General features: G+C 59.7%; 15 protein-coding genes. 13 read left to right on the top strand and 2 right to left on the bottom strand.

The window, feature by feature from the left end:
- The first annotated feature begins 216 nt into the window (after nucleotides 1-216).
- From CGZ66_RS12385 to CGZ66_RS39855, 7 genes are all read left to right on the top strand, one after another.
- On the top strand, nucleotides 217-1,080 hold the full coding sequence (locus CGZ66_RS12385) for a LysR family transcriptional regulator (protein ID WP_095084444.1): 864 nt from the start codon (nucleotides 217-219) through the stop codon (nucleotides 1,078-1,080).
- A 154-nt stretch (nucleotides 1,081-1,234) separates the two neighbouring features.
- Complete coding sequence (locus CGZ66_RS12380) at nucleotides 1,235-3,400, top strand: adenylate/guanylate cyclase domain-containing protein (protein ID WP_095084443.1); 2,166 nt, start codon at nucleotides 1,235-1,237, stop codon at nucleotides 3,398-3,400.
- A gap of 597 nt (nucleotides 3,401-3,997) precedes the next feature.
- Nucleotides 3,998-4,804, top strand: coding sequence for a hypothetical protein (locus CGZ66_RS12375; RefSeq protein WP_095084965.1), 807 nt, complete (start codon nucleotides 3,998-4,000; stop codon nucleotides 4,802-4,804).
- Between the two features lie 440 nt (nucleotides 4,805-5,244).
- Nucleotides 5,245-5,883, top strand: a complete 639-nt coding sequence (locus CGZ66_RS12370) for a hypothetical protein (RefSeq protein WP_245331086.1) — start codon at nucleotides 5,245-5,247, stop codon at nucleotides 5,881-5,883.
- Nucleotides 5,880-6,578 (top strand): hypothetical protein, encoded by a 699-nt coding sequence (locus CGZ66_RS12365; protein ID WP_095084441.1) that lies wholly within the window; start codon nucleotides 5,880-5,882, stop codon nucleotides 6,576-6,578. The genes CGZ66_RS12370 and CGZ66_RS12365 overlap by 4 nt, the downstream gene beginning before the upstream one ends.
- Nucleotides 6,579-6,718: 140 nt before the next feature.
- The gene (locus tag CGZ66_RS12360; RefSeq protein ID WP_095084964.1) at nucleotides 6,719-7,819 is read left to right on the top strand and encodes a glycosyltransferase family 9 protein; all 1,101 of its coding nucleotides are present in this window, start codon (nucleotides 6,719-6,721) and stop codon (nucleotides 7,817-7,819) included.
- A gap of 9 nt (nucleotides 7,820-7,828) precedes the next feature.
- Nucleotides 7,829-7,990: a hypothetical protein gene (locus CGZ66_RS39855; RefSeq protein ID WP_167392093.1), complete on the top strand. Its 162-nt coding sequence runs from the start codon at nucleotides 7,829-7,831 to the stop codon at nucleotides 7,988-7,990.
- Between the two features lie 189 nt (nucleotides 7,991-8,179).
- On the opposite strand, the gene CGZ66_RS12355 is transcribed toward CGZ66_RS39855, so the two are convergent.
- The gene (locus CGZ66_RS12355; protein WP_245331085.1) at nucleotides 8,180-10,102 is read right to left on the bottom strand and encodes a sensor histidine kinase; all 1,923 of its coding nucleotides are present in this window, start codon (nucleotides 10,100-10,102) and stop codon (nucleotides 8,180-8,182) included.
- Nucleotides 10,103-10,478: 376 nt separating this feature from the next.
- Between CGZ66_RS12355 and CGZ66_RS12350 the strand changes: the two genes are divergently transcribed.
- The gene (locus CGZ66_RS12350; protein ID WP_095084962.1) at nucleotides 10,479-11,405 is read left to right on the top strand and encodes a cation diffusion facilitator family transporter; all 927 of its coding nucleotides are present in this window, start codon (nucleotides 10,479-10,481) and stop codon (nucleotides 11,403-11,405) included.
- Nucleotides 11,406-11,453: 48 nt separating this feature from the next.
- Here CGZ66_RS12350 and CGZ66_RS12345 read toward each other — a convergent pair whose 3' ends face one another.
- Nucleotides 11,454-12,332, bottom strand: coding sequence for a succinylglutamate desuccinylase/aspartoacylase domain-containing protein (locus CGZ66_RS12345; RefSeq protein ID WP_095084440.1), 879 nt, complete (start codon nucleotides 12,330-12,332; stop codon nucleotides 11,454-11,456).
- A 428-nt stretch (nucleotides 12,333-12,760) separates the two neighbouring features.
- Here CGZ66_RS12345 and CGZ66_RS12340 point away from each other — a divergent pair, with 428 nt between their 5' ends.
- From CGZ66_RS12340 to CGZ66_RS12320, 5 genes are all read left to right on the top strand, one after another.
- Nucleotides 12,761-13,339, top strand: coding sequence for a VIT1/CCC1 transporter family protein (locus CGZ66_RS12340; RefSeq protein WP_143748721.1), 579 nt, complete (start codon nucleotides 12,761-12,763; stop codon nucleotides 13,337-13,339).
- A 193-nt stretch (nucleotides 13,340-13,532) separates the two neighbouring features.
- On the top strand, nucleotides 13,533-15,785 hold the full coding sequence (locus CGZ66_RS12335; protein ID WP_095084438.1) for an Orn/Lys/Arg family decarboxylase: 2,253 nt from the start codon (nucleotides 13,533-13,535) through the stop codon (nucleotides 15,783-15,785).
- A 3-nt stretch (nucleotides 15,786-15,788) separates the two neighbouring features.
- Entirely contained in the window at nucleotides 15,789-18,152 is a 2,364-nt protein-coding gene (gene speC, locus CGZ66_RS12330) for an ornithine decarboxylase (protein WP_095084437.1), read from the top strand.
- 30 nt (nucleotides 18,153-18,182) lie between these two features.
- The gene (potE, locus tag CGZ66_RS12325; RefSeq protein WP_095084436.1) at nucleotides 18,183-19,526 is read left to right on the top strand and encodes a putrescine-ornithine antiporter; all 1,344 of its coding nucleotides are present in this window, start codon (nucleotides 18,183-18,185) and stop codon (nucleotides 19,524-19,526) included.
- A gap of 38 nt (nucleotides 19,527-19,564) precedes the next feature.
- Nucleotides 19,565-20,235: transporter substrate-binding domain-containing protein (locus tag CGZ66_RS12320; protein ID WP_095084435.1), on the top strand; the 671-nt coding region annotated here is incomplete at its 3' end.

Below are 20,235 nucleotides of genomic sequence, written 5' to 3'. Positions count from 1 at the left end.
GCCTGTGCCGCTCGCACTTGGTGGCTACCGTCGCCGGGTCGCCAATCAGGAAAGCGCCGTCAGGGCCGCACATCGCTTCGAACTGCTGGCGCGAAGGGGCCGACCAGCCACGCTCGCGACCAATCGCTTCTGGCACTGATGAACGACGTATCGTTCCCGCGAGCGACATGATAGCTTCAGTTTTTGCTAATCTGTGTCGCGGAAAGTGGAACGGCTGTGGATCTTGAAGACTTGCAGACGTTTGTCGACGTGGCCGATGCCGGCGGCGTTTCGTCGGCCGCCCGGCGGCTCGGTGTATCGAAGTCCATCGTCAGCCGGCGGCTGTTTCGGCTGGAGGCGGAACTCGGCATCCAGCTTCTCGCGCGGACAACCCGCGGCGCCGCACTCACCGAGGCTGGCGTCACGTTCCGCGAATACGCCGCCCGGGCTTGCGCCGAGATCGACGTCGCACGAGAGACGATGCTGCCTGCCGGCGACCTGCGTGGCCGCCTTCGGATTGCTGTACCCCTGTCCTTCGGCATAACCCACTTGGCGCCGGTGCTGGCGGAACTGGCACGGCGCCATCCGCTGCTTCACGTGCACGCGTGTTACAGTGATCGTTTCGTGGATCTGGTTGGAGAAGGCTTCGACTGTGGTGTCCGCGTCGGCTATCTTCCGGACTCGAACCTGATCGCGCGCCGCATCGGATCGATCCGCGGCAAGCTCGTCGCCAGCCCGGACTATATCAAGGCGCATGGGGCACCCGAGACGCCGGACGAACTCCTAACCCACCAGACCGTCATGCAAGGGACGGAAACCTGGCAATTCATGGACGGCGACAAAACGATCACCGTTCACCCACAGGGGCGGTTCAAGGCGGATAGCGGCACCGCCCTTGCCGCCGCCGCCGCGGCGGGGCTCGGCATCGCCTCGCTGCCGGATTTCGTTACCGAGAGCTATCTTGCTTCCGGCACCCTGGTCCCGGTGATGACGCGCTATCCGCTCCCCGAGGCCGGCATATTCGTCGTCCGCCCACCTGGACAGCACCCTGCGCGGAAGATTCGCGTCCTCACCGAATTGCTGATCGAACATTTTGGATAGAGCATCGCCTCTCTCGGCCCCGCGACGGTACGGAGCAGGGCCATCGACGGCTTTTGCTGGATGATCCCGAGACACCGGCAACGGACGCCGGAGAGGTCGGTCGTTTCATTTCAGTATGACCAGGTCTATACTCCACGGGGGACAGGCCAGATCGATGGACCGTAAGCTTTCCGCCATTCTCGCTGCCGATGTCGTGGGCTATTCCGCCCAGATGGAACGCGACGAGGCCGGCACGTTCGAGCGCCTTCGTGCTCAACGCAAGGAACTGTTCGAGCCCGAGATTGCCCGCCATCACGGCCACATCTTCAAGCTGATGGGCGATGGACTGCTGGCCGAATTCGGCAGCGTCGTGGACGCGGTCGAATGTGCCGTGTCGTTGCAGCAAGCCCTGGCCGAACGCAACGCCGCCGTTTCCGAGGATCATCGGATTCGCGTCAGGATCGGGATCAATCTCGGCGAGGTGATTGTCGAGGGCGAGGACCGATATGGCGAGGGCGTCAACGTCGCTGCCAGGCTCCAACAACTAGCGGAACCTGGCGGCATCTGTGTCTCGGAAAAGGTCGCAAAAGAGGTTGAGAAGAAATTGGCTTTCGGCTTTGAGCCGATGGGCCAACAGAAGCTGAAGAACATCGCCGAACCGGTGCAGGCGTACCGGGTGCTGCTCGATCCCGCGTCGGCGGGAAAGCCCATGGCCGTCAATCGACACCCACGCTTCAGGCGCAATCTGGCCATCGCTATTGGGGCCCTTGTCGTCGCAGTCGGCCTTGCAGCAGCGTGGTGGCGACCTTGGGAGCCACCGCTTCGGTCCACCGCTCTGACGGCCAATGCGAAAGCCGACACCCGGCCATCCCTCGTCGTGCTTCCATTTGACAATCTCAGCGACGACAAGGCGCAAGGTTATCTGGTTGACGGTTTCACCGATGACCTGACCACAGAACTTGCACGCGTGCCCGGCCTGTTCGTCGTATCGCGAAACGCGGCTTCCACCTACAAGGACAAGGAGACCAAAGCCGCTGACGTCGCCGCAGCGCTTGGTGTCCGGTACATACTGGAGGGCTCGATACGTCGGGTCGGCGACGACATGCGTATCAACGCGCAATTGATCGACGGCTCGACCACCGGCCATCTTTGGGCAGAACGTTTCGACGGCCAGTGGACGGATGTGTTTGCACTGCAGGACAAGGTCGTCGTCAGCATCGCAGGCGCGCTCAAGCTGCGTCTCGTCAGCGCCCAAGGCAAGGCAGATGTCGCGGGGGGCACGCGCAATCCTGCAGCCTACGAAGCTTACCTGCAGGGCATGGAAATCTACAATCGTCGCAATACTCCAGACGAGTTTGCGCAGGCGGTGAGGTTTTTCCAGCAGGCGCTGGAACTCGATCCGAATTTCGGCGCGGCGGCAGCCTCGCTCGCATGGGCCTATTGGGACACGGACGGGCCGCGGGTCCAAGCTTTGGTCGCTTCGGACATCAGTGCGCTGTACAACGTCTACAAGTACCTGGGGGAGGCGGCCAAGCATCCTTCGCCGTCCTACTATCAGCTCGTCGCCAGTTTGCTGGTTCGCGAGCACCGGTCCGACGAGGCAGTCGCGGTTATGTTCAAGGCAGTGGCGCTCGACCCGAGCGATCCCCTGAACTATGTCGGGCTGGCGGAAGCCCTGAATTTCAACGGCAGGCCGGACGAGGCGCGCGACTATCTCGTCGCCGCCAACCGTGTCGACCCAGGCGGCAACGACCATCGGCACTACCAGGCCGGGCTGGCTGAATTTGGCGAGGGTCGTTTCGAGGAAGCCGTCGGCTACCTTGAAAGGATCGATCTCCAATCGCCCGATCCATGGCCGAAATTCTACGGCCTGCAGGTGTTGGTTTCGGCCTACGCACATCTCGGGCGTAGTGACCAGGTCGCGGCCTATAGTGACAGGCTAAGGAACGTCATGTTGGAACGAAAGGATGGAGGGGCAAATCAACTGGTCACGCAGAGGTATTTCGTGTTCAAGAACCCGGCCGACATCGGGCGTCTGCTGGACGGCCTGGACAAGGCCGGTCTGCCGGAGTTGCCGGAAGCGGTCGATCTGGATGCGAAGGACCGGCTTACCGGTTCGGAGATCAAGTCGCTCATCCTCGGTCGTGACCTGCGCGGGGGAGGCGCATGGATAGACAAAGGAACCAGTTGGGTGCAGCAGAACTTCCTGTGCGATGCCATTCCGAAAACTCAGACAACCTGCGGCGCGATCTTCCGCAATCCTGCCGGGACGCCGGAGCGACGCAACGAGTATACGGCAGTCTTCCGTTTCGATCGTTTTGAGTTTTCGATCGTCAAATAAGACCGCCCGGGATCTGCCGGCGAATATCAGAGCGGTTCGCGATTTGCTCCTACAGGCCAAAGGTCGCGTTCAAGTCACCCCTGTACCTGCAATGGCAGCGTTCGTCGGCATCGTTTCGTCCGGCGCGTTGAAAACGATGTTAGTGTGCGAGCGAGGCATAATGAAAACGGGGAAGGTCTCATGAGTTTCGATGATATCGACCTCAATTTGCTCAGAGTGTTCGATGTGATGATGCGTGAAAGGAGCGTAACGCGCGCAGCCAGCGAATTAGGACCTGTGAGCAGATTGGCCGCATACTCGACAGCCAAGCGCCGCCGGTGAGTTAATCGCTTGCTCGTCTGCGGTTAAGCAAGGCCGTTTAGCCCACCTCCCAACAAGGTCGCCGTTATCATAGCGGCGGCCTCGCCGTATTCTATGCGAGCTACGACCTCCCATGACTTCAACCGCAGCTATTGCGGCAAGGCGATGCTGAGCTGACCACGGCCGATGCGGGGTCGGAGACCGATGCGCCGGGATTTAGCAGCAAGCGGCGGCATTTCCAAATGTGCTTGTGGGCGGATTTGGGCTGTTTTATGTATGGCTTCAATAGGAGACGATATGAGTGTTCCAAATGTTGATCAAACTATAACCGCAGGAAAGCTGGCGGAATTTGTAGCGAAGTCCGTAGAGGCCGCGCGCGCGGTGGAAGGGCCATTTTACCATCTCGAGTTCGACCGGGTCTTTCCGGAGGATGTTTATAAATCCATGCTGGCGGCGCTGCCGGTGTACGCGGATTACCGACCGATGCACGGCCGGTCCAAACAGCGGGATGCGATGGGTGCGTCCACGCGGGTGAAGATTGATCTCTTTCCGGAAAACATCCGACATCTGCCGTCGGCGAAGCGGACGGTGTGGAACGTGGTTGGCAAAGCGCTTTGTTCCGAGCCGGTGAAGAACGCTTTCCGTCGCCGACTGGCACCGGCGATGGGGCGACGGTTCGGGCCCGGCTTGGCCGAGGTGGGCATGTTTCCAATCCCCATCCTAACGCGTGACATTCCGGGCTACGAAATTCCGCCGCACACGGATACACATTGGAAGGGCATCACGGTGCAGCTTTACCTGCCACCAGACGAGGCGCACACCAACATCGGGACGATTTTTCACGAGGAGCTGCCGGGCGGCGGGCTGGCGAAAAAGATGCAGATGCGTTTCGCGCCGAACACGGGCTATGCTTTCGCGGTAGACAAGGACACGTGGCACTCGGCGGACATAGTGGGGCCGGAAGTGACAACACGGGACAGCATCCTCCTGACGTATTTTGTGGATAGCGGGTTGCTGCGCATCCTGCGTAACCGGGGGAAACGGGTGGGCAACTTTATCGGCAACGAGATCCGGAATTTGGGCTGGTTCATACCGGGCACATGAGTTGGTAGCCGCGTTTTATGTCGAAGACCGAGGATCGCCGACTGATGCCTGAACCGACAACGGGAAGCCGCGAGTGGCTCGACCGGCTTGACCAGCAGGACATCTCCGACTTCGCCGCCATCCACGGCGACGAAATCATCACCAAGCCCGGTTGTTCATCGGGCCGGGCTCGTTCAGCCGGCGCGCCGCGAAGACGCGCCCGAGGGGCGCCGCCGGCGGTTCATTGGCAGGCGTGGGGTGGGAGTGACTTGTGGCACTGTACTTCGGTCTTCCGCTTGCCGTGCTGCCATGCTTAATTCGAGTAAATTCACATCAAATTATAGAGTTGCCACGTGATACCAATCTACATTGGATATGATCCACGCGAATCCCGAGTTCTGGACGTAGCGCGATGGAGCGCCTACCGGCGGACAAGCACGCCGTTGCAGATACAGCCACTCGTGCTCAAAGACCTTGAAGCGCAAGGAATCATGAAGCGACCGATGGTGGTACGTGATGGCAAGCTCTGGTGCCCGATTTCCGAGGCACCGATGTCGACCGAGTTTGCCATATCGCGCTTTGCCGTTCCGTTCATGAGGCAAGGCGGCTGGGCCATGTTCTGCGATTGTGACGTCCTGTTTCTGAAGGATCCAGTCAAGCTGCTCGACCTGGTCGATCCTTCCTACGCGATTATGGCGGTCAAGCACCAGCAACGCGAATCCGAAGCGGTCAAGATGGACGGACAAACGCAGACGTTCTATCGCCGCAAAAACTGGTCGTCGGTCGTTTTGTGGAATCTGGATCATCCCGCCAACAAACGGCTGACCAACGAGATGCTCAATACGTGGCCCGGACGTGACCTCCACGCCTTCAAATGGCTTGAGGACCATGAGATCGGGGAATTGCCCCTGGCATGGAACTACCTCGTAGGGGCTTCGGCTACCGAACTCGACCCCGCCGATGTCTCGCTGGCGCACTACACGCTCGGCGGTCCTTGGTTTGCGGGCTGGTCCGGCGCCACGCAATGGGACGAATTATGGAGCCGAGAAGAGAGCATTCTGCGCGCGTTTGAGGAACATGCGGTTCAGATTCCCGCATGAAAACTCCGCTTTCGGACCTCTTGCCAACCTTCTCAAAGCCAATTCTTCGCTTGCCCAGTGTCACCGGTCCCGCCTTGGTGATGGGGGCAGCGCCGAATTTTCGCCTACCGCAGGGGCATGATGCCGATTGGGGACTGGTGACGGTCAATGCTTCCCAGCTTTTGGCGGAAACCTTTGGTCTCCCAGTTCCCGACATCGCCGTGCTCCGCCGCGGCATTTTGGTCGGCCAGGACGAGCAGGATTTTTACAAGCGCGATTTGTTGAAAGGACGGCAGGCAAAGCATCTTATCATCCCGATTTGGCCGGACGTTGAAGACAAGCTGATAGCCGGTTGTCGCACCTTTGATTATCGCTATGACACCTTGCAGGCGCTTACAAGATGGCAGCTTGCCAACATCGTCTGGCGGCTTAGCGGCAAATATCATGTGTCGCGCGGCTGGCACCGGAAAATCTCAACCGGAGCCTTCGCGATCATGCTGGCGCGTTTCGCCGGTTTCGCTCCTGTTGTCGTCAGCGGGTTTTCCCTGTCCCAAGCCGGGCATGGATACGACACCCGAAATGCCTTTCGATATCATGCCGACGAAGATGCGGATTTGCTTCGACGGGTGGTGAAAAGAGGCGAGCCAATCTACGCAGAGGATAGAGACTTCGCTGCAGAAAGTGGATTGCCCTTGTGGCAGGGACAGATGCCATGACGACGACAGACGACCTTGCTTCGCTGTTGAAAAGAGGGATATCCATTAGCCGGAACCGTGAGCTCGATTGGACGTTGGGCGCCCACCAATGACCAATTTGACCCGCCGCCCTTCGTGAGGTCGATGTGCTGAATATCTCGATGGCTGATCGGCTGGCTATCAAGTCCATTCTCGTTATTCAGACGAAGTTCATCGGGGATGTCATTCTGACCTCGGCGCTCGTGCGAAATCTGCGCCTCGCTTACCCAAACGCTGCGATAGCCATGCTTTGCGCTTCTGGCCTGCGAGACTTCGTAGTCAGCCAGAATATCGCAGACGTGGCCATCGGATTCGACCGTCGAGGTGCTGGTAGAAGTCTGTCTCAGCGAGTGAAGGAATATTCAGGCTTGGTCGCTGACCTGCGCCGCCGAAAATTCGATCTCACCATTGACGTAACCGACTCGAAGACATCACGGATATTGCACAGGTCAATCGGCGCCCCCCTGCGCGTTGGATACAATCCCCCGGAAAAGCCCATGAAATTTTGGGAAGTTCAGCCTGCTAATATATTTGCCGAAACCTTCGGTCATGGAGGCGCGCACTACTTGTACCGATATCTGTCCCCGCTTGAAGCGCTTGGGATAGAATTGCGAGAAGTGACACCGAGGCTTGAACCCACACCAGTCGGGCGAAGCGCATCTACCCAGATTCTGGCGCAAAGCAATCTGGCCGTAAAGGCTTTCGTCGCAGTACACGCTGGAGCAAGGTTCGAAGGGCGGTGTTGGCAACCTGAACGGTTCGCTGCAGTAATCGACGAGGTTTATGCAACCAAGGGCCTGCGGTCATTGCTGATTGGTGGACCTGATGAGAGCGCAACCGCGCAAGCTATCTTGAATGCGGCAGCGTCGCCATTGGTGAGCGTTGTTGGCAAAGCCTCGCTTGAGACACTAACAGCATTGCTTTCGGATGCATTTATCTTTCTGGGAAACGAGAGCGGCCCAATGCACCTGGCTGCGTCCGTCGGAACTCCAGTTGTGGGTCTGTATGGCCTGACGCCCCCCGACATCTGGGGGCCTTTTGGGGTGCTTCACCGCACCGTTGAGCCGCCGTTGCCTTGCCAGTGTGTTGCGCCCGGATTGTGCAAACCCGACAACCCGGGCGGCGTCTATTGCGTTCATCGACTACCAGTTGCCAAGGTTGCTCAAGCGACACGAGACTTGATAGACGCAGCGAGACAACTGGCCAATAAGACGGCCAATTGACCTCCAGCCATGACCGGCCCGCTTGAAACCGTGAAGAAGGCCCTGCAGGCCTATGTCGACAAGGATCGTGCGCTCATCGATTCGGTGATCGGCAGGCCGTACAGCTTCACCAGTCGCTCGACAACGCGCTCGGTCGCGAAATCGATTTTGAACGCTGCTGGCTGTCAATAACATCCCATCGTCTCCCAACTGTGCACATCTAACCTGCCTGAGCCGCGGCGCTCGGGCGGAACGGCCGCTTTTTGATCGTTTCATCGTGATAGCGGACGGCCGGCTTCGGGCCCAAAACGCGACGTCAGAGTCGTGGCTTGGCTATGTAGTTGCACCCAGCCAAACGCTTGGCAGAAATTAGATTGCCAACTATCGAACAAGAGGAAGTCTAATCCGGAACGACGCACCACCGTGATCCCGATTTTTCGCACGCATCAGCCCACCGTGCGCCTCGACAATGTTGCGCGCGATGGATAGCCCCATGCCCATGCCTTCCGCCTTGGTGGTGAAAAACGGTTCGAAGACCTGTTCTAACTTGTCGTCGGGAATGCCCGGTCCGCGATCAGACACGGACAGCTCGGCAAACTCTTGGTCGCGCGAAGTCCGGATGCTGATGATGCGATTTTCGCTCGGCGTCTCCTTCATCGCGTCGATCCCGTTCACCACAAGGTTCAGAATGACTTGTTGAAGTTGAATGCGGTCGCCGAGTATCGGAAGCGCATCCGGCGTGATCACGCCAAGAAGTTCGACTTTTCGCCCGCGAGCCAACGTCGAAAGAAATTCGACGGTTTCCCGCGCAAGGTCGTTGAGATCGAGACTTTTCAGTTCAAAAGGTGCCTTCTTCAGGAGGCTCCGCATCCTCTGGATGACTTCGCTGGCACGCTGGTCATTCTCCAAAATATCGCTCACGATTTCCCCGAGTGCAGCGATATCGGGGCTCGATGATTGCAGGATAAGTTCTGCGGATTCGGCGTGGCTCATTATAGCGCCGAGAGGCTGGTTTATTTCGTGGGCAATTAACATGGTCAGCTCGCCAGCGGTCGAGAAGCGATTGACATGAGCAAGCTCTGCCATGCGCTGCCGCGACTGCACTTCGGCTGCTTGACGCCGACGATGTTCATTCAACAGGATCATGATAAGCCCGGCCTGTAGCAGAATAGCCGCAGTAATAAGGGAAATTTGCCAGGAATACCGTTCCCACGCCGTTGGCTCCCGAAACAAGACTTCGCCCCCGGGTGGCAGGCGGCTCTCGCTAATGTTCCAGCGCTGCAGCTGTCGCCAATCGTATTTCGGTGCTGAGAATTCGATTGGAGGAACCTTGATGTCACCTGCCTTCTCACCTCCCAATATCCGGACCGCGGCATCCGCCGTCGCTCGGGCACCCTCGGTCGGTGAAGACATCGGGCCGCCAACAGCTTGACCGTTGAAAAGAGACTCGTCGAACGTGAAAATGGGAGCGTTGGCGACCTCATAGATGCGCTTCAATGGATCCTTGTCTCCATAGACGGCACCTGCGCCGTCCACCATCATCTGCTGGTAAAAGATTGCACTGTGGGGCGGCAAACTCGCAACCTTCTTCAGGATCTCCTCGAACGGCCGCTCGTTGTAAAAGATCAATTCAACCTTGTTGTCTAGCAGTGGCTTCAGTTCCCGTTGCACGTCGCCGATCCAAAATCGCTCAGGGGGCGAGTTCCCGATTATCATCGCGATGGCCTTCGTCTCCGGCAACAGCCGTAGAATGTTTTCGACAAGGGCGACGTGATCGACGCGCGTGCCAACCACGGCGTCCCGCTCGGACAACATGGATTGTCCAACCCGGCGCACTTCGACAGCCGCAAGCAGCATCGGCGTTGTCGGAAATAGGTCTATTCTCCATTTCTGGACAAAGCGAGCCGCGGGTGCACCTATTGCGACGATCAAATCGAGCCGTCGTGTTGCGTAGAGCGCCTTGAGATATTCACCAAATTTGGCCTCAGCAGCGTCGTCGCCATCCCGAGCCGTGACGAGGGAATCTTCTTGGATGTCCAGCGGCCAAGGCGACTGTTGGTTCAGTTCATCGCGGATTTCCCTGGCCCATGTGGCCCACGGCTGGAAACCCCGGCCATACGAATATAGGAACAGGATTTCCTTCGGCTGAACGGAAGGCTCGCCAGACCTAGGCTGAGCGGCAGTCTCGCCAATCGAGACCAAAAGAATGACGGCGGTGGCGATCCACCTATTGACCAGCCAATTCATCATCAATGAGCCCGATGCGACTACACGGCCTCTATCGGTGGCGATCAGTCCATCCATGGTTTGCGGGCGCCCGATTGGAGCATCCAAGGTGCCTGACATCCACCCGATGACGAGCCAGTAGAGCCTAGACTGCCGTTATTGGTGGGGATTAGCAAGATGAGCCTAGCCATGTGGGCTGGCCGCACCAACCGAGACCGCAGTAGGTCAAGAAATCCCTTGCCAGCGAGGAGCCGTCCACACATGCCCGAAGTGATCTGGTGGATGAGGCCGCAACAGCGATGCTTGCACTGGGCGAGGCGCTGTCCCGGGGGGTTGATCTGCTTGGCAGCTTGGGAAACGACCGCCAGTTTGCGGTCAGGCCACGGCCACTGCAGGTACTATTGCGATAGCGCCGGTTGCATGTACGATGTTGCTGAGGCTTTCAGAGGGCAAGATGTTGACCGAGCAGGGCTTCCTCCGAGCCTCGATTGTCGCGACGGTAGGCGTCGCGGCGTTCGGAATCGTCTTCGGCCTGCTGTCCGGGTCGTTCTCCATCGCTTTTGATGGCGCCTATTCTCTTGTCGATGCCGGAATGACGATTTTGGCGCTTTGGGTATCGAGCCTGATCGTACGATCGGCAAAGGCCGACGCGCTGTCGGGCAGGCTGCGCAATCGATTCACGATGGGGTTCTGGCACCTGGAGCCTATTGTGTTGGGCCTTAACGGCGCCTTGCTGATGACGGTCGCTACCTACGCCCTCATCAACGCCGTGATCACCATTGTGTACGGCGGCAACGAGCTGCGCTTCGGTGTCGCCATCGTCTACGCCGCAATCACGTTGGTGGTCTGTATAGCCATGGCTATGGCCGGTGCGCGGGCAAACAGGAGACTGCAGTCAGACTTCGTTGCCCTGGACGTTAAAGCCTGGACGATGTCGGCGGGAATAACCTCGGCACTTCTGATCGCATTCCTGATCGGACAGGCGGCGGGCGGAACGCCGCTTGGCTGGATCTCTCCATACGTGGACCCTGTCGTACTGGCGCTGGTCTGCCTCGTGATCATTCCTATTCCCGTCGGGGCGGTGCGCAAGGCCCTGTCCGAGATCCTGCTCATCACCCCCGTGGATCTCAAGGCCCACGTCGATCGGGTGGCCGCCGAAATAGTGCAGCGCGAGGGGTTCCTGTCTCATCGGGCATACGTCGCCAAGGTCGGGCGGGCCACGCAGATAGAGCTTTACTTCATCGTGCCGAAGGACTTGCCCCCGAGGACCATCGAGGAGTGGGACCGCACCCGCGACCAGATCGGCGCGGCCATCGGGGACGAAGGCCACAATCGGTGGCTGACCATCGCCTTTACCGCTGACGTCAACTGGGCGGAGTGAAAGCCGGGTGGCGCGCCAGACCGATGTCGGGCATCGCGTTGTGCCAGGTCAGCCCCGCCGCACCTTCCGGCCCAGGTAGCAAACCTCCTCGTGAAGCTTCGTGTCGCTCGGCTTCATCGGTATCAGCAGGTAGCTATCCTCGGACACCGTCATTGCCTGTCCATTCTGATGGGCGAACGCCTGTCCTTTTGGCAACAACTTGAAATTGCTTGCCTCACCCGCATACCGGAAGTCGTCGAATTCCTTCGTGACGACCGAATACATCTCGACGATCTCCGCATCGACGGCCGCCGGACGAGGATCGTGCCCGATCATGCCCAGGAGGGACAGCAGCGAAATGGCAGCCCGATAGGCGACATCGTTTGAAGATTTGTCGAAGTGGCTACCGGATTCCAGAGTCGCTGACATTGCACCTCGCGCATTGGCGTAATTCTCGGTATCGCCTCCGATGGTCCCGCTCGAGAACTTGCTCCAGCCGGTCATCATCTTTGGTATTCCGAGATGCCGATAAAACTCGACGGCGTCTTGCTCGGCGACCAGAAACGGTTCGTTTGCGATTGGCGCGGAATGGAAATCCAGAAAATAGTCGCAGCTCTCCAGCAACGGCTTAAGCTCCTGCGTCCGTTGGAATTCGTAGGAGCCGCGGTCGATCTCTGGTCCATAGTCCTCGCGAAACATGCGGTTCATGTTGTGTTTGACATAGCGGCACTCCGCAGCGATCGCGCGCTCGTTCGCGCGGGCAAGTGTCAGGGAGCCGCGCAGCAAAAGTCTCGTGCCCCCGAAAAGGTCATAGAGGACTTTCTCTATGGCATGAATGCCACTGACCTCGTCTCCATGAATGCCGCAGAACATGACGACCCGCGGGCCAGCCGCGTCGCAGTCTATCCGCACTACGCTCTGAACGTGCGGATCCCTGGAAATCAACATGGACCGCCTCCTGTCGAACTTGCGACGCCATGACGTGTCGAGCTTCGATTCGACTGGGCACTACTGCCGATCGGCCAGTGCAGCAAGGGTCTGGGCTGAAATGCTACTGTAACTTACGTCGATGTGGTCCGCCTGCAGCGAAGACCAATCTTGCGGAAATTTGCTGCAGGGTTGACGTTCAGGTCATGACAATCCCAAGCTCTGAGACGCTCGGGCTGCCACGTCACCCGGTATCGACTGGCGCGAAACTGAAATGCGGGCGGGTCGGCAACTCCGGCGCCGGAGCGATGGGCGCGATACCCGCAGGCTCCAGCCAGCCGCAGCCAAATCTTCGAGCGAGGTAACCGATGTCCTCTGGACATGCAGTGTCCTCCAGGCGGGTGCTCGAACCCATCGAGCGCATATCCGAAGTGCTTTTCGGATTAATCATGGCATTGGCCTTTACCGGGACTTTGAGTGTTGTAAGTGACCGATCTGAGGTGCGCACCACGCTGGTCGGCGCGCTCGGCTGCAATCTCGCCTGGGGCCTCGTCGATGCCATCATGTATCTGATGGGATGCCTCGCGGACCGGGCCACAGAGCGGCGCATAGTTGCCAAAGTGCAGCAAGCCGCCACCGCCGAAGAGGCGAGGACCGCTATCCTGCAGAACCTGCCTTCCGCGGTAGCGTCGGCATTGACTGACGCCGATCTCGACAGAATGCATGCAGCACTGTTGAAGGAGCGGATGCCAGGCGAGTCGATGGGACTCAAGCGCGAAGACTTGCTGGGTGCGGTCGCCGTCTTCCTTCTCGTTTTCGCCTCGACGATCCCGATCGTAGTGCCTTTCCTGTTCCTGCAGGACGCTTGGACCGCGCTTCGAATCTCCAACGTCATCGCTGTGGCGATGATGTTGTTTGCCGGCTACGCGTTTGGACAGCTGACTGGGTACAGACCATGGCTGACTGCCGCTGCCATGGTTCTGCTCGGCTGCTTGCTGGTCGCCCTGACTATCGCGCTGGGCGGATGAGGGCCGGGCGCCGCGATCTTGCCGTGAACAGTGCGTCGGGACCGAGCGCAGATGTACTACAGTAACATACACCCCGTTCCTTGTTTAGGTCGTCTGGCCTGCGCGACAACCTTTGCCTGAGTGCAAGAACCCGCCACTCGGCCTAACTGCTGGCACGTAAAGCCCGGGCATATGGAGGCATTGGGAGCAGATCATGCGTGAAGTCCAAGCATTCCCGATCGCCATCATCGACGAGGACTTCGAAGGCAAGAGCGCCGCCGGTCGGGGCATGCAAGAGCTTGCCGCCGCAATCGAGAAGGAAGGCTTCCGAGTCGTCTCCGGCATCACCTACAAGGATGCCCGGCGGCTCGTCAAAATCTTCAACAACGAGTCCTGCTGGCTGGTCTCCGTCGACGGATCGGAAGACGCCGAAACACGATGGCAGGTGCTCGAAGAGGTCCTGGCTACCAAACGAAAGCGCAACGAGCGGCTGCCGATCTTCCTGTTCGGCGACGAACTCACTGCCGAAATGGTTCCGACCAGCGTGCTCAAGCACGCGAATGCCTTCATGCGGCTGTTCGAGGACTCAGCCGAGTTCATGGCGCGAGCCATTGTGCGAGCAGCACAGCTCTATCTGGAGGGCCTTCCGCCACCGATGTTCAAGGCGCTGATGGAATACACGTACCAGGCCAGCTACTCCTGGCACACGCCGGGACACGGCGGTGGCGTTGCGTTCCGCAAGAGCCCGGTCGGGCAGCTTTTCTACGAGTTCTTCGGCGAGAACACCTTGCGCTCGGATATCTCCGTGTCGGTCGGCAAGCTCGGCTCGCTTCTCGACCACACCGGCCCCATTGCGGAGGGCGAGCGCAATGCCGCGCGCATTTTCGGCGCGGACGAGACGCTCTTCGTCACGGGCGGCACATCGACGGCCAACAAGATCATCTGGCACGGGACGGTGAGCCGCGGCGACCTGGTTCTCTGTGACCGCAACTGCCACAAGTCGATCCTGCATTCGCTGATCATGACGGGCGCCACACCGATCTATCTCATACCGTCGCGCAACGGTCTCGGCATCATCGGCCCGATCTCCAGGGATCAGTTCACGCCGCAATCCATCAAGAAGAAGATCGCTTCGAACAAGTTCGCCAGCGGGACGGACGGCAAGGTCCGCCTGATGGTCGTCACCAACTCGACCTATGACGGCCTCTGCTACAACGCGGATGCGATAAAGCAGACGATCGGCGATTCCGTCGAAATACTGCATTTCGACGAAGCCTGGTACGCCTACGCCAATTTCCACGAATTCTACGACGGCTATCACGGCATCTCCTCAGCCGATCCGAGCCGACCACCCAACGCGATCACCTTCACCACCCATTCGACGCACAAACTTCTGGCCGCCCTGTCGCAGGCCTCGATGATCCACCTCCGGCACGCCGAGAACAAGCGGCTGGACATGGCCCGCTTCAACGACGCGTTCATGATGCACACCTCGACGTCGCCGCAATACGGCATCATCGCCTCCTGCGACGTCGCCGCGGCAATGATGGAGCAACCGGCGGGCCGTGCCCTCGTTCAGGAGACGATAGAAGAGGCGCTGAGCTTTCGTCGCGCCATGACGGCGGTCAGAAATCAAGTCAAGGACTCCTGGTGGTTCGACGTATGGCAGCCCGATGCGATCGCCGAACGGCCGGCCGAGGACAAATCGGAGTGGGTCCTGAAACCCGGTGATGCATGGCATGGCTTCGAGGGCCTGGCCGAGAACCATGTGCTGGTGGATCCGATCAAGGTCACGATCCTTAGCCCCGGACTGTCGGCAAACGGCGACATGCAGGAGCATGGCATCCCGGCGGCGGTGGTCGTCAAATTCCTGTCGGCGCGGCGCATCGAGATCGAAAAGACCGGGCTCTATTCCTTCCTCGTGCTGTTCTCCATGGGCGTTACCAAGGGCAAGTGGAGCACGTTGGTGACGGAGCTTCTCAACTTCAAGCAGCTCTACGATGCCAACGCGCCACTGAAGAATGTGCTGCCTGCTCTGGTCGACGCGCATCCCGCTGCTTACGCCGAAACGGGCCTAAAGGATCTGTGCGAGATGGTGCACAGCGTGTACCGCGCAGACAATCTGCCGAAGGCTCAGCGCGAGATGTACACGACATTGCCCGAGATGGCGCTGCGGCCGGCCGATGCCTATGAGAACCTCGTGCGCGGCCAGGTGGAAAGCGTCGAGATCGACGGGCTGATGGGACGGACGCTTGCGGTGATGGTGGTGCCATATCCGCCGGGCATTCCGCTGATCATGCCTGGCGAACGCCTCACCAAAGCTACCAAGTCGATTCACGACTACCTGCTCTACGCGCGCGATTTCGACACGAAATTCCCCGGTTTCGAAACGGATATTCACGGACTGCGCTTCGAGCCGACGCCGACCGGACGCCGCTACCTGATCGACTGCATAGTGGAGGGGTGACAGATGATCCCGCGTGACGTCAAATCACCGACCACTGCGGTTCCCTTCCACAAGCTGCTCAAGATCGTCGCGATTGTCGACGACACCAATCCCCAGACAAAAGTTCTGCTCGACCAGATTGCGGCCGAAGGCTTCGAGATCGAGATTGCCGACAGTCCCGATCGTGACGTCTCGGAGGATGCCTCGGTGGGCGCCTACATCGCATCGATCGACGGGGATCGCCTCGAAGGCGCACGCAGCCTGGGCAGGGCGGTGCGGGGCATCGGGTTCCGTACGCCGCTTTGGGCGCTGGCCGACACAAGGCAACTCGCCGACATGGCGGTGCTCGCCCAGACCGGCGAGGTCGACGGCTATATCTACCTTGGCCAGCAGACCCCTGCCTTCTATGCGAAGCAGGTCGTTGCCAGCCTACTGATGTACGGAAAGACCCTTTTGCCTCCATTTTTCGGGGGGCTGATGGCTTATGACGGGGAGGCCAACATCGCTTTCGACTGCCCCGGCCACCAGGGCGGCCAGTTCTACCGAAAGTCGCCAACCGGTCAGCTGTTCTTCAAACACTTCGGCGAGAACATCTTCCGCAACGATCTGTGCAACGCCGATGTCGATCTCGGAGACCTCCTCATCCACGAAGGTCCGGCGGTCGAGGCACAGCGCTACGCCGCTCGCGTGTTCGGCGCCGACAAGACATACTTCGTCCTGAACGGCACCAGCTCCTCCAACAAGATCGTTGCCAACGCCGTGCTGAAGCGCGGCGACCTGGTACTGTTCGACCGCAACAACCACAAATCGTTGCATCAGGGCGCCCTGGTGCAAGCCGGCGCGATACCGACCTTCCTGCCGACCGCGCGCAACTCGTTCGGCATGATCGGCGCCGTCGACTGGAGTGCCTGGGACGAGGACTATCTGCGCGAGCAAATCCGCAACAATCCGCTGGTCGATGACCCGGAGAGGTACAAGGCCAAGCGGCCGTTCCGTCTCGCCTGCATCCAACTCGCTACCTATGACGGCACCGTCTACAACGTTCGCAAGGTGATGGAGAAAATCGGACACCTCTGCGACTACGTCCTGTGGGATGAAGCCTGGATCGGCTACAACGCTTTCCACCCGCTGTTCGAAGACCACAGTCCCATGCGTATCGAGGATCTGGGGCCAGAGATGCCGGGGCTGTTCTCGACCCAGTCCGTCCATAAGCAGGGCGCCGGTTTTTCGCAGGCCTCGCAGATCCACAAGCGCGACGAGCATATCAGCGGCCAGCGTCGGTTCGTCGAGCACAAGCGCTTCAACGAATCGTTCCTGATGAATGCCTCTACCTCGCCCTTCTATCCCTTGTTCGCCTCGCTGGAGGTGAACGCCAAGATGCATGAGGGCAAGGCCGGCGAGATGCTGTGGGACCGCTGCATCGCGCTTGGAATCGAATGCCGCAAGAAACTGCGCGAATTCAGCCGCTTCTATGAGGAGAATGGAGAGGGTGACGAAGAGAAGTGGTTCTTCGACCCATTCGTGCCGGACAGGGTGACAATCCGCAACTCGGCCTTTTCCCCGGACGTCGAAGACGTGCCCTGGGAAAGCCTGCCGACGGATGTGCTCAAACGGGAGCAGCAGTGCTGGAATTTCCATCCGCAAGCCAAGTGGCACGGCTATTCCGGCTACGTCGACGGCTACGCGATGGTCGATCCCAACAAGCTGGCGCTACTGACCCCCGGGATCAACCGCAAGACCGGCGACTATCTCGACTTCGGCGTTCCCGCGACGGTGGTCGCCAACTATCTGCGCGAGCAGCGGGTCGTGCCGGAGAAGTGCGACCTGAACAGTTTGCTGTTCCTGATGACTCCGGCCGAAGACGAGAGCAAGCTCAACACGCTGATCGCGAAGCTGGTCAAGTTCAAGAACCTGTGGGATCGCGATGCGCCATTGCCCGAGATCCTGCCGACCGTGAGCGCGGCGCACAGCCAGCGCTATGCCGGGTATACGATCCGCAAGATCTGCAAGGAGATGCACGATTTCTACCGTGCGGCGAACGTCAAGGACCTGCAGCGGCAGAGCTTCAGGGCGTCCAGCTTCCCCGAGCTCGCGATGTCTTCCGAGAAGGCATACGAGGCGCTGGTCGCGAACGACGTCGACTACGTCCCGCTGGACGCCATCAAGGGCCGCATCTCGGCCACGCTTGCGCTGATCTACCCGCCAGGCATCGGCGTGGTGGTCCCGGGCGAGCGCTGGGATGAGAAAGCCCGGCCGATGCTCGATTACTTCCTCGCGTTCGAGGAGTCGTTCAATCGCTTTCCCGGATTCAATTACGAAGTGCAGGGCGTCTACCAGGAGAGGATCGACGGCCGCATCAAGTTCCACACCTACGTGGTCAAAGAGTGAGGGCCGGATCCACACCGGAGGAGGAGCACCATGCCACAAGAACCGCAGCCGAAACGCATGAATTTGATGCAGCTGACCTTCATCGTGGCGGTCAACATGATGGGCTCCGGCATTATCATGCTGCCAACCAATATGGCAAAGGTCGGTGCGATATCCCTGCTGTCGTGGATTGTCACGGCGCTCGGTTCAATGGCAATCGCGTACGGCTTTGCCCAGGCCGGCCTTTTCAATCAGCGTCCGGGCGGCATGTCGGCATACGCCGAGGATGCATATGGCAAGTCGGGGTACTTCCTCGTCTTCATCCTGTATTTCCTGTCCCTTGCGATCGGAAACGTCGCCATCGGCATATCGGCTGTCGGATACCTGTCGTCGTTCTTGCCCGCGCTTTCGGCGACGCCGGTGGCGACATGTGTCAGCCTGATCTTCCTGCTTTGGCTTACGACAGTTGCCAACTTCGGCGGCCCAAGCATAACCGGGCGTATCGGGTCGATCACGGTTTGGGGCGTCATTATCCCGGTGGGCCTGCTGTCTGTCTTCGGCTGGTTCTGGTTTAGTCCCAGCACTTTCGGCGCGGCCTGGAATCCGCACGGGCTGAGCCTGGGTGAGGGTATGGGCTCCAGCATCGCGCTGACGCTTTGGGCTTTCCTGGGGATGGAATCTGCCGCCCAGAATTCCGCCGCGGTCGAGAACCCAAAACGCGACGTGCCTTTGGCATGCCTGTTCGGAACGCTTGGGGCCGCAGTGATCTACATTTTGTCGACCACTGTGATTCAGGGCATCGTGCCGAACGAGGAACTAGCCAAGTCGACCGGGCCGTTCGGCCTGGCCTATGCGCATATGTTCAACCCGTTCGTGGGATCGATCATCATGGCTCTGGCCGTCATGGCATGTCTGGGCTCGCTGCTCGGCTGGCAATTCACGATCGCCCAGACCGGCAAGGCGGCGGCCGACGAAAGGATGTTCCCAGCATTCTTCACCAAGGTGAACCGCATGGGGGCGCCGGTTACCGGCATGATCGTGATGGCTGTCGTGCAATCGCTGCTCGCACTGATGACGATCTCACCGACACTAAGCGAACAGTTCGCAGCGTTGGTGAACCTGGCGGTCGTCACCAACGTGCTGCCATACATCATAGCGCTATCGGCTCTCGTGATCATGATGAAGTCGGCAGGCGTGTCCGGATCGAAGTACGCATTCAACGTGTTCATCGTGACGGTGGCGATGCTCTACAGCACCTATGCACTCTACGCCTCGGGCCACTCGGCGGTGATGGGCGGCATGCTGGTGACGGCGCTCGCTTTCATCATTTGGGGTTTCCTTGCGCCTCGTTTCAGCGGGCAGGCAGGCACGCCGGCGCGTGCAGCGGCAGCCTGAACAGGGGAACGGCAATGCGGTCGACAGGAGGACAACACATGCAAGCCGCACAGCAGAAAGCCGCTCGCCGGCATGGTATCGGTGCCCTTGGCCTCCTTGCCGTGGGCATCGGCGTTGGCCTTGCGCTCCTTGACGCGATCCCGGCTTCAGCCGCTACCCTCGATCGGGTTCGCCAAGCCGGGAAACTTGTATTCGGCTATCGCGCCGACGCCCGGCCGTTCTCGTTCGACGACGGGGGCAAGCCCACCGGGTATTCGATTACGCTTTGCCAAAACGTGGCAGACGAAGTCAAGACAGAGCTTGGCATTGCCGACCTGAAAGTTGAATGGGTTCCGGTCGCTGTCGAAGATCGCTTTGCTACGCTCGAGCAGGGCAAGATCGATCTCCTATGCGGTGCAGAGGTCACGCTGGAAAGCCGGAAGCAGGTGTCGTTTTCCATACCCATCTTTCCCGGTGGCATCGCTGCGATGCTCAGGTCGGATGCTCCGCGGGCGCTGCAGGATGTCCTCGCTGGCCGGCCGGCATCCGGCCCCATCTGGCGTGGTTCGCCGGCGCAGATCCTCGAGGACAAGACCTTCTCGGTCGTTTCCGGCACTACTGGGCAGTCATGGCTTGAGAAGCGGTTGAACGAATTCCAACTGACGGCAGAGGTAGTTCCTGTGGACAGCTACGATGCCGGCACGATGCGAGTGCTGGACCGCACGAGCGA

It is taken from the genome of Mesorhizobium sophorae, assembly GCF_002270415.1.
GTDB classification, from domain to species: domain Bacteria; phylum Pseudomonadota; class Alphaproteobacteria; order Rhizobiales; family Rhizobiaceae; genus Mesorhizobium; species Mesorhizobium sophorae.
The sequence above is the reverse complement of the archived record's forward strand: the minus strand, read 5'-3'. Positions and strand labels throughout refer to the sequence as shown.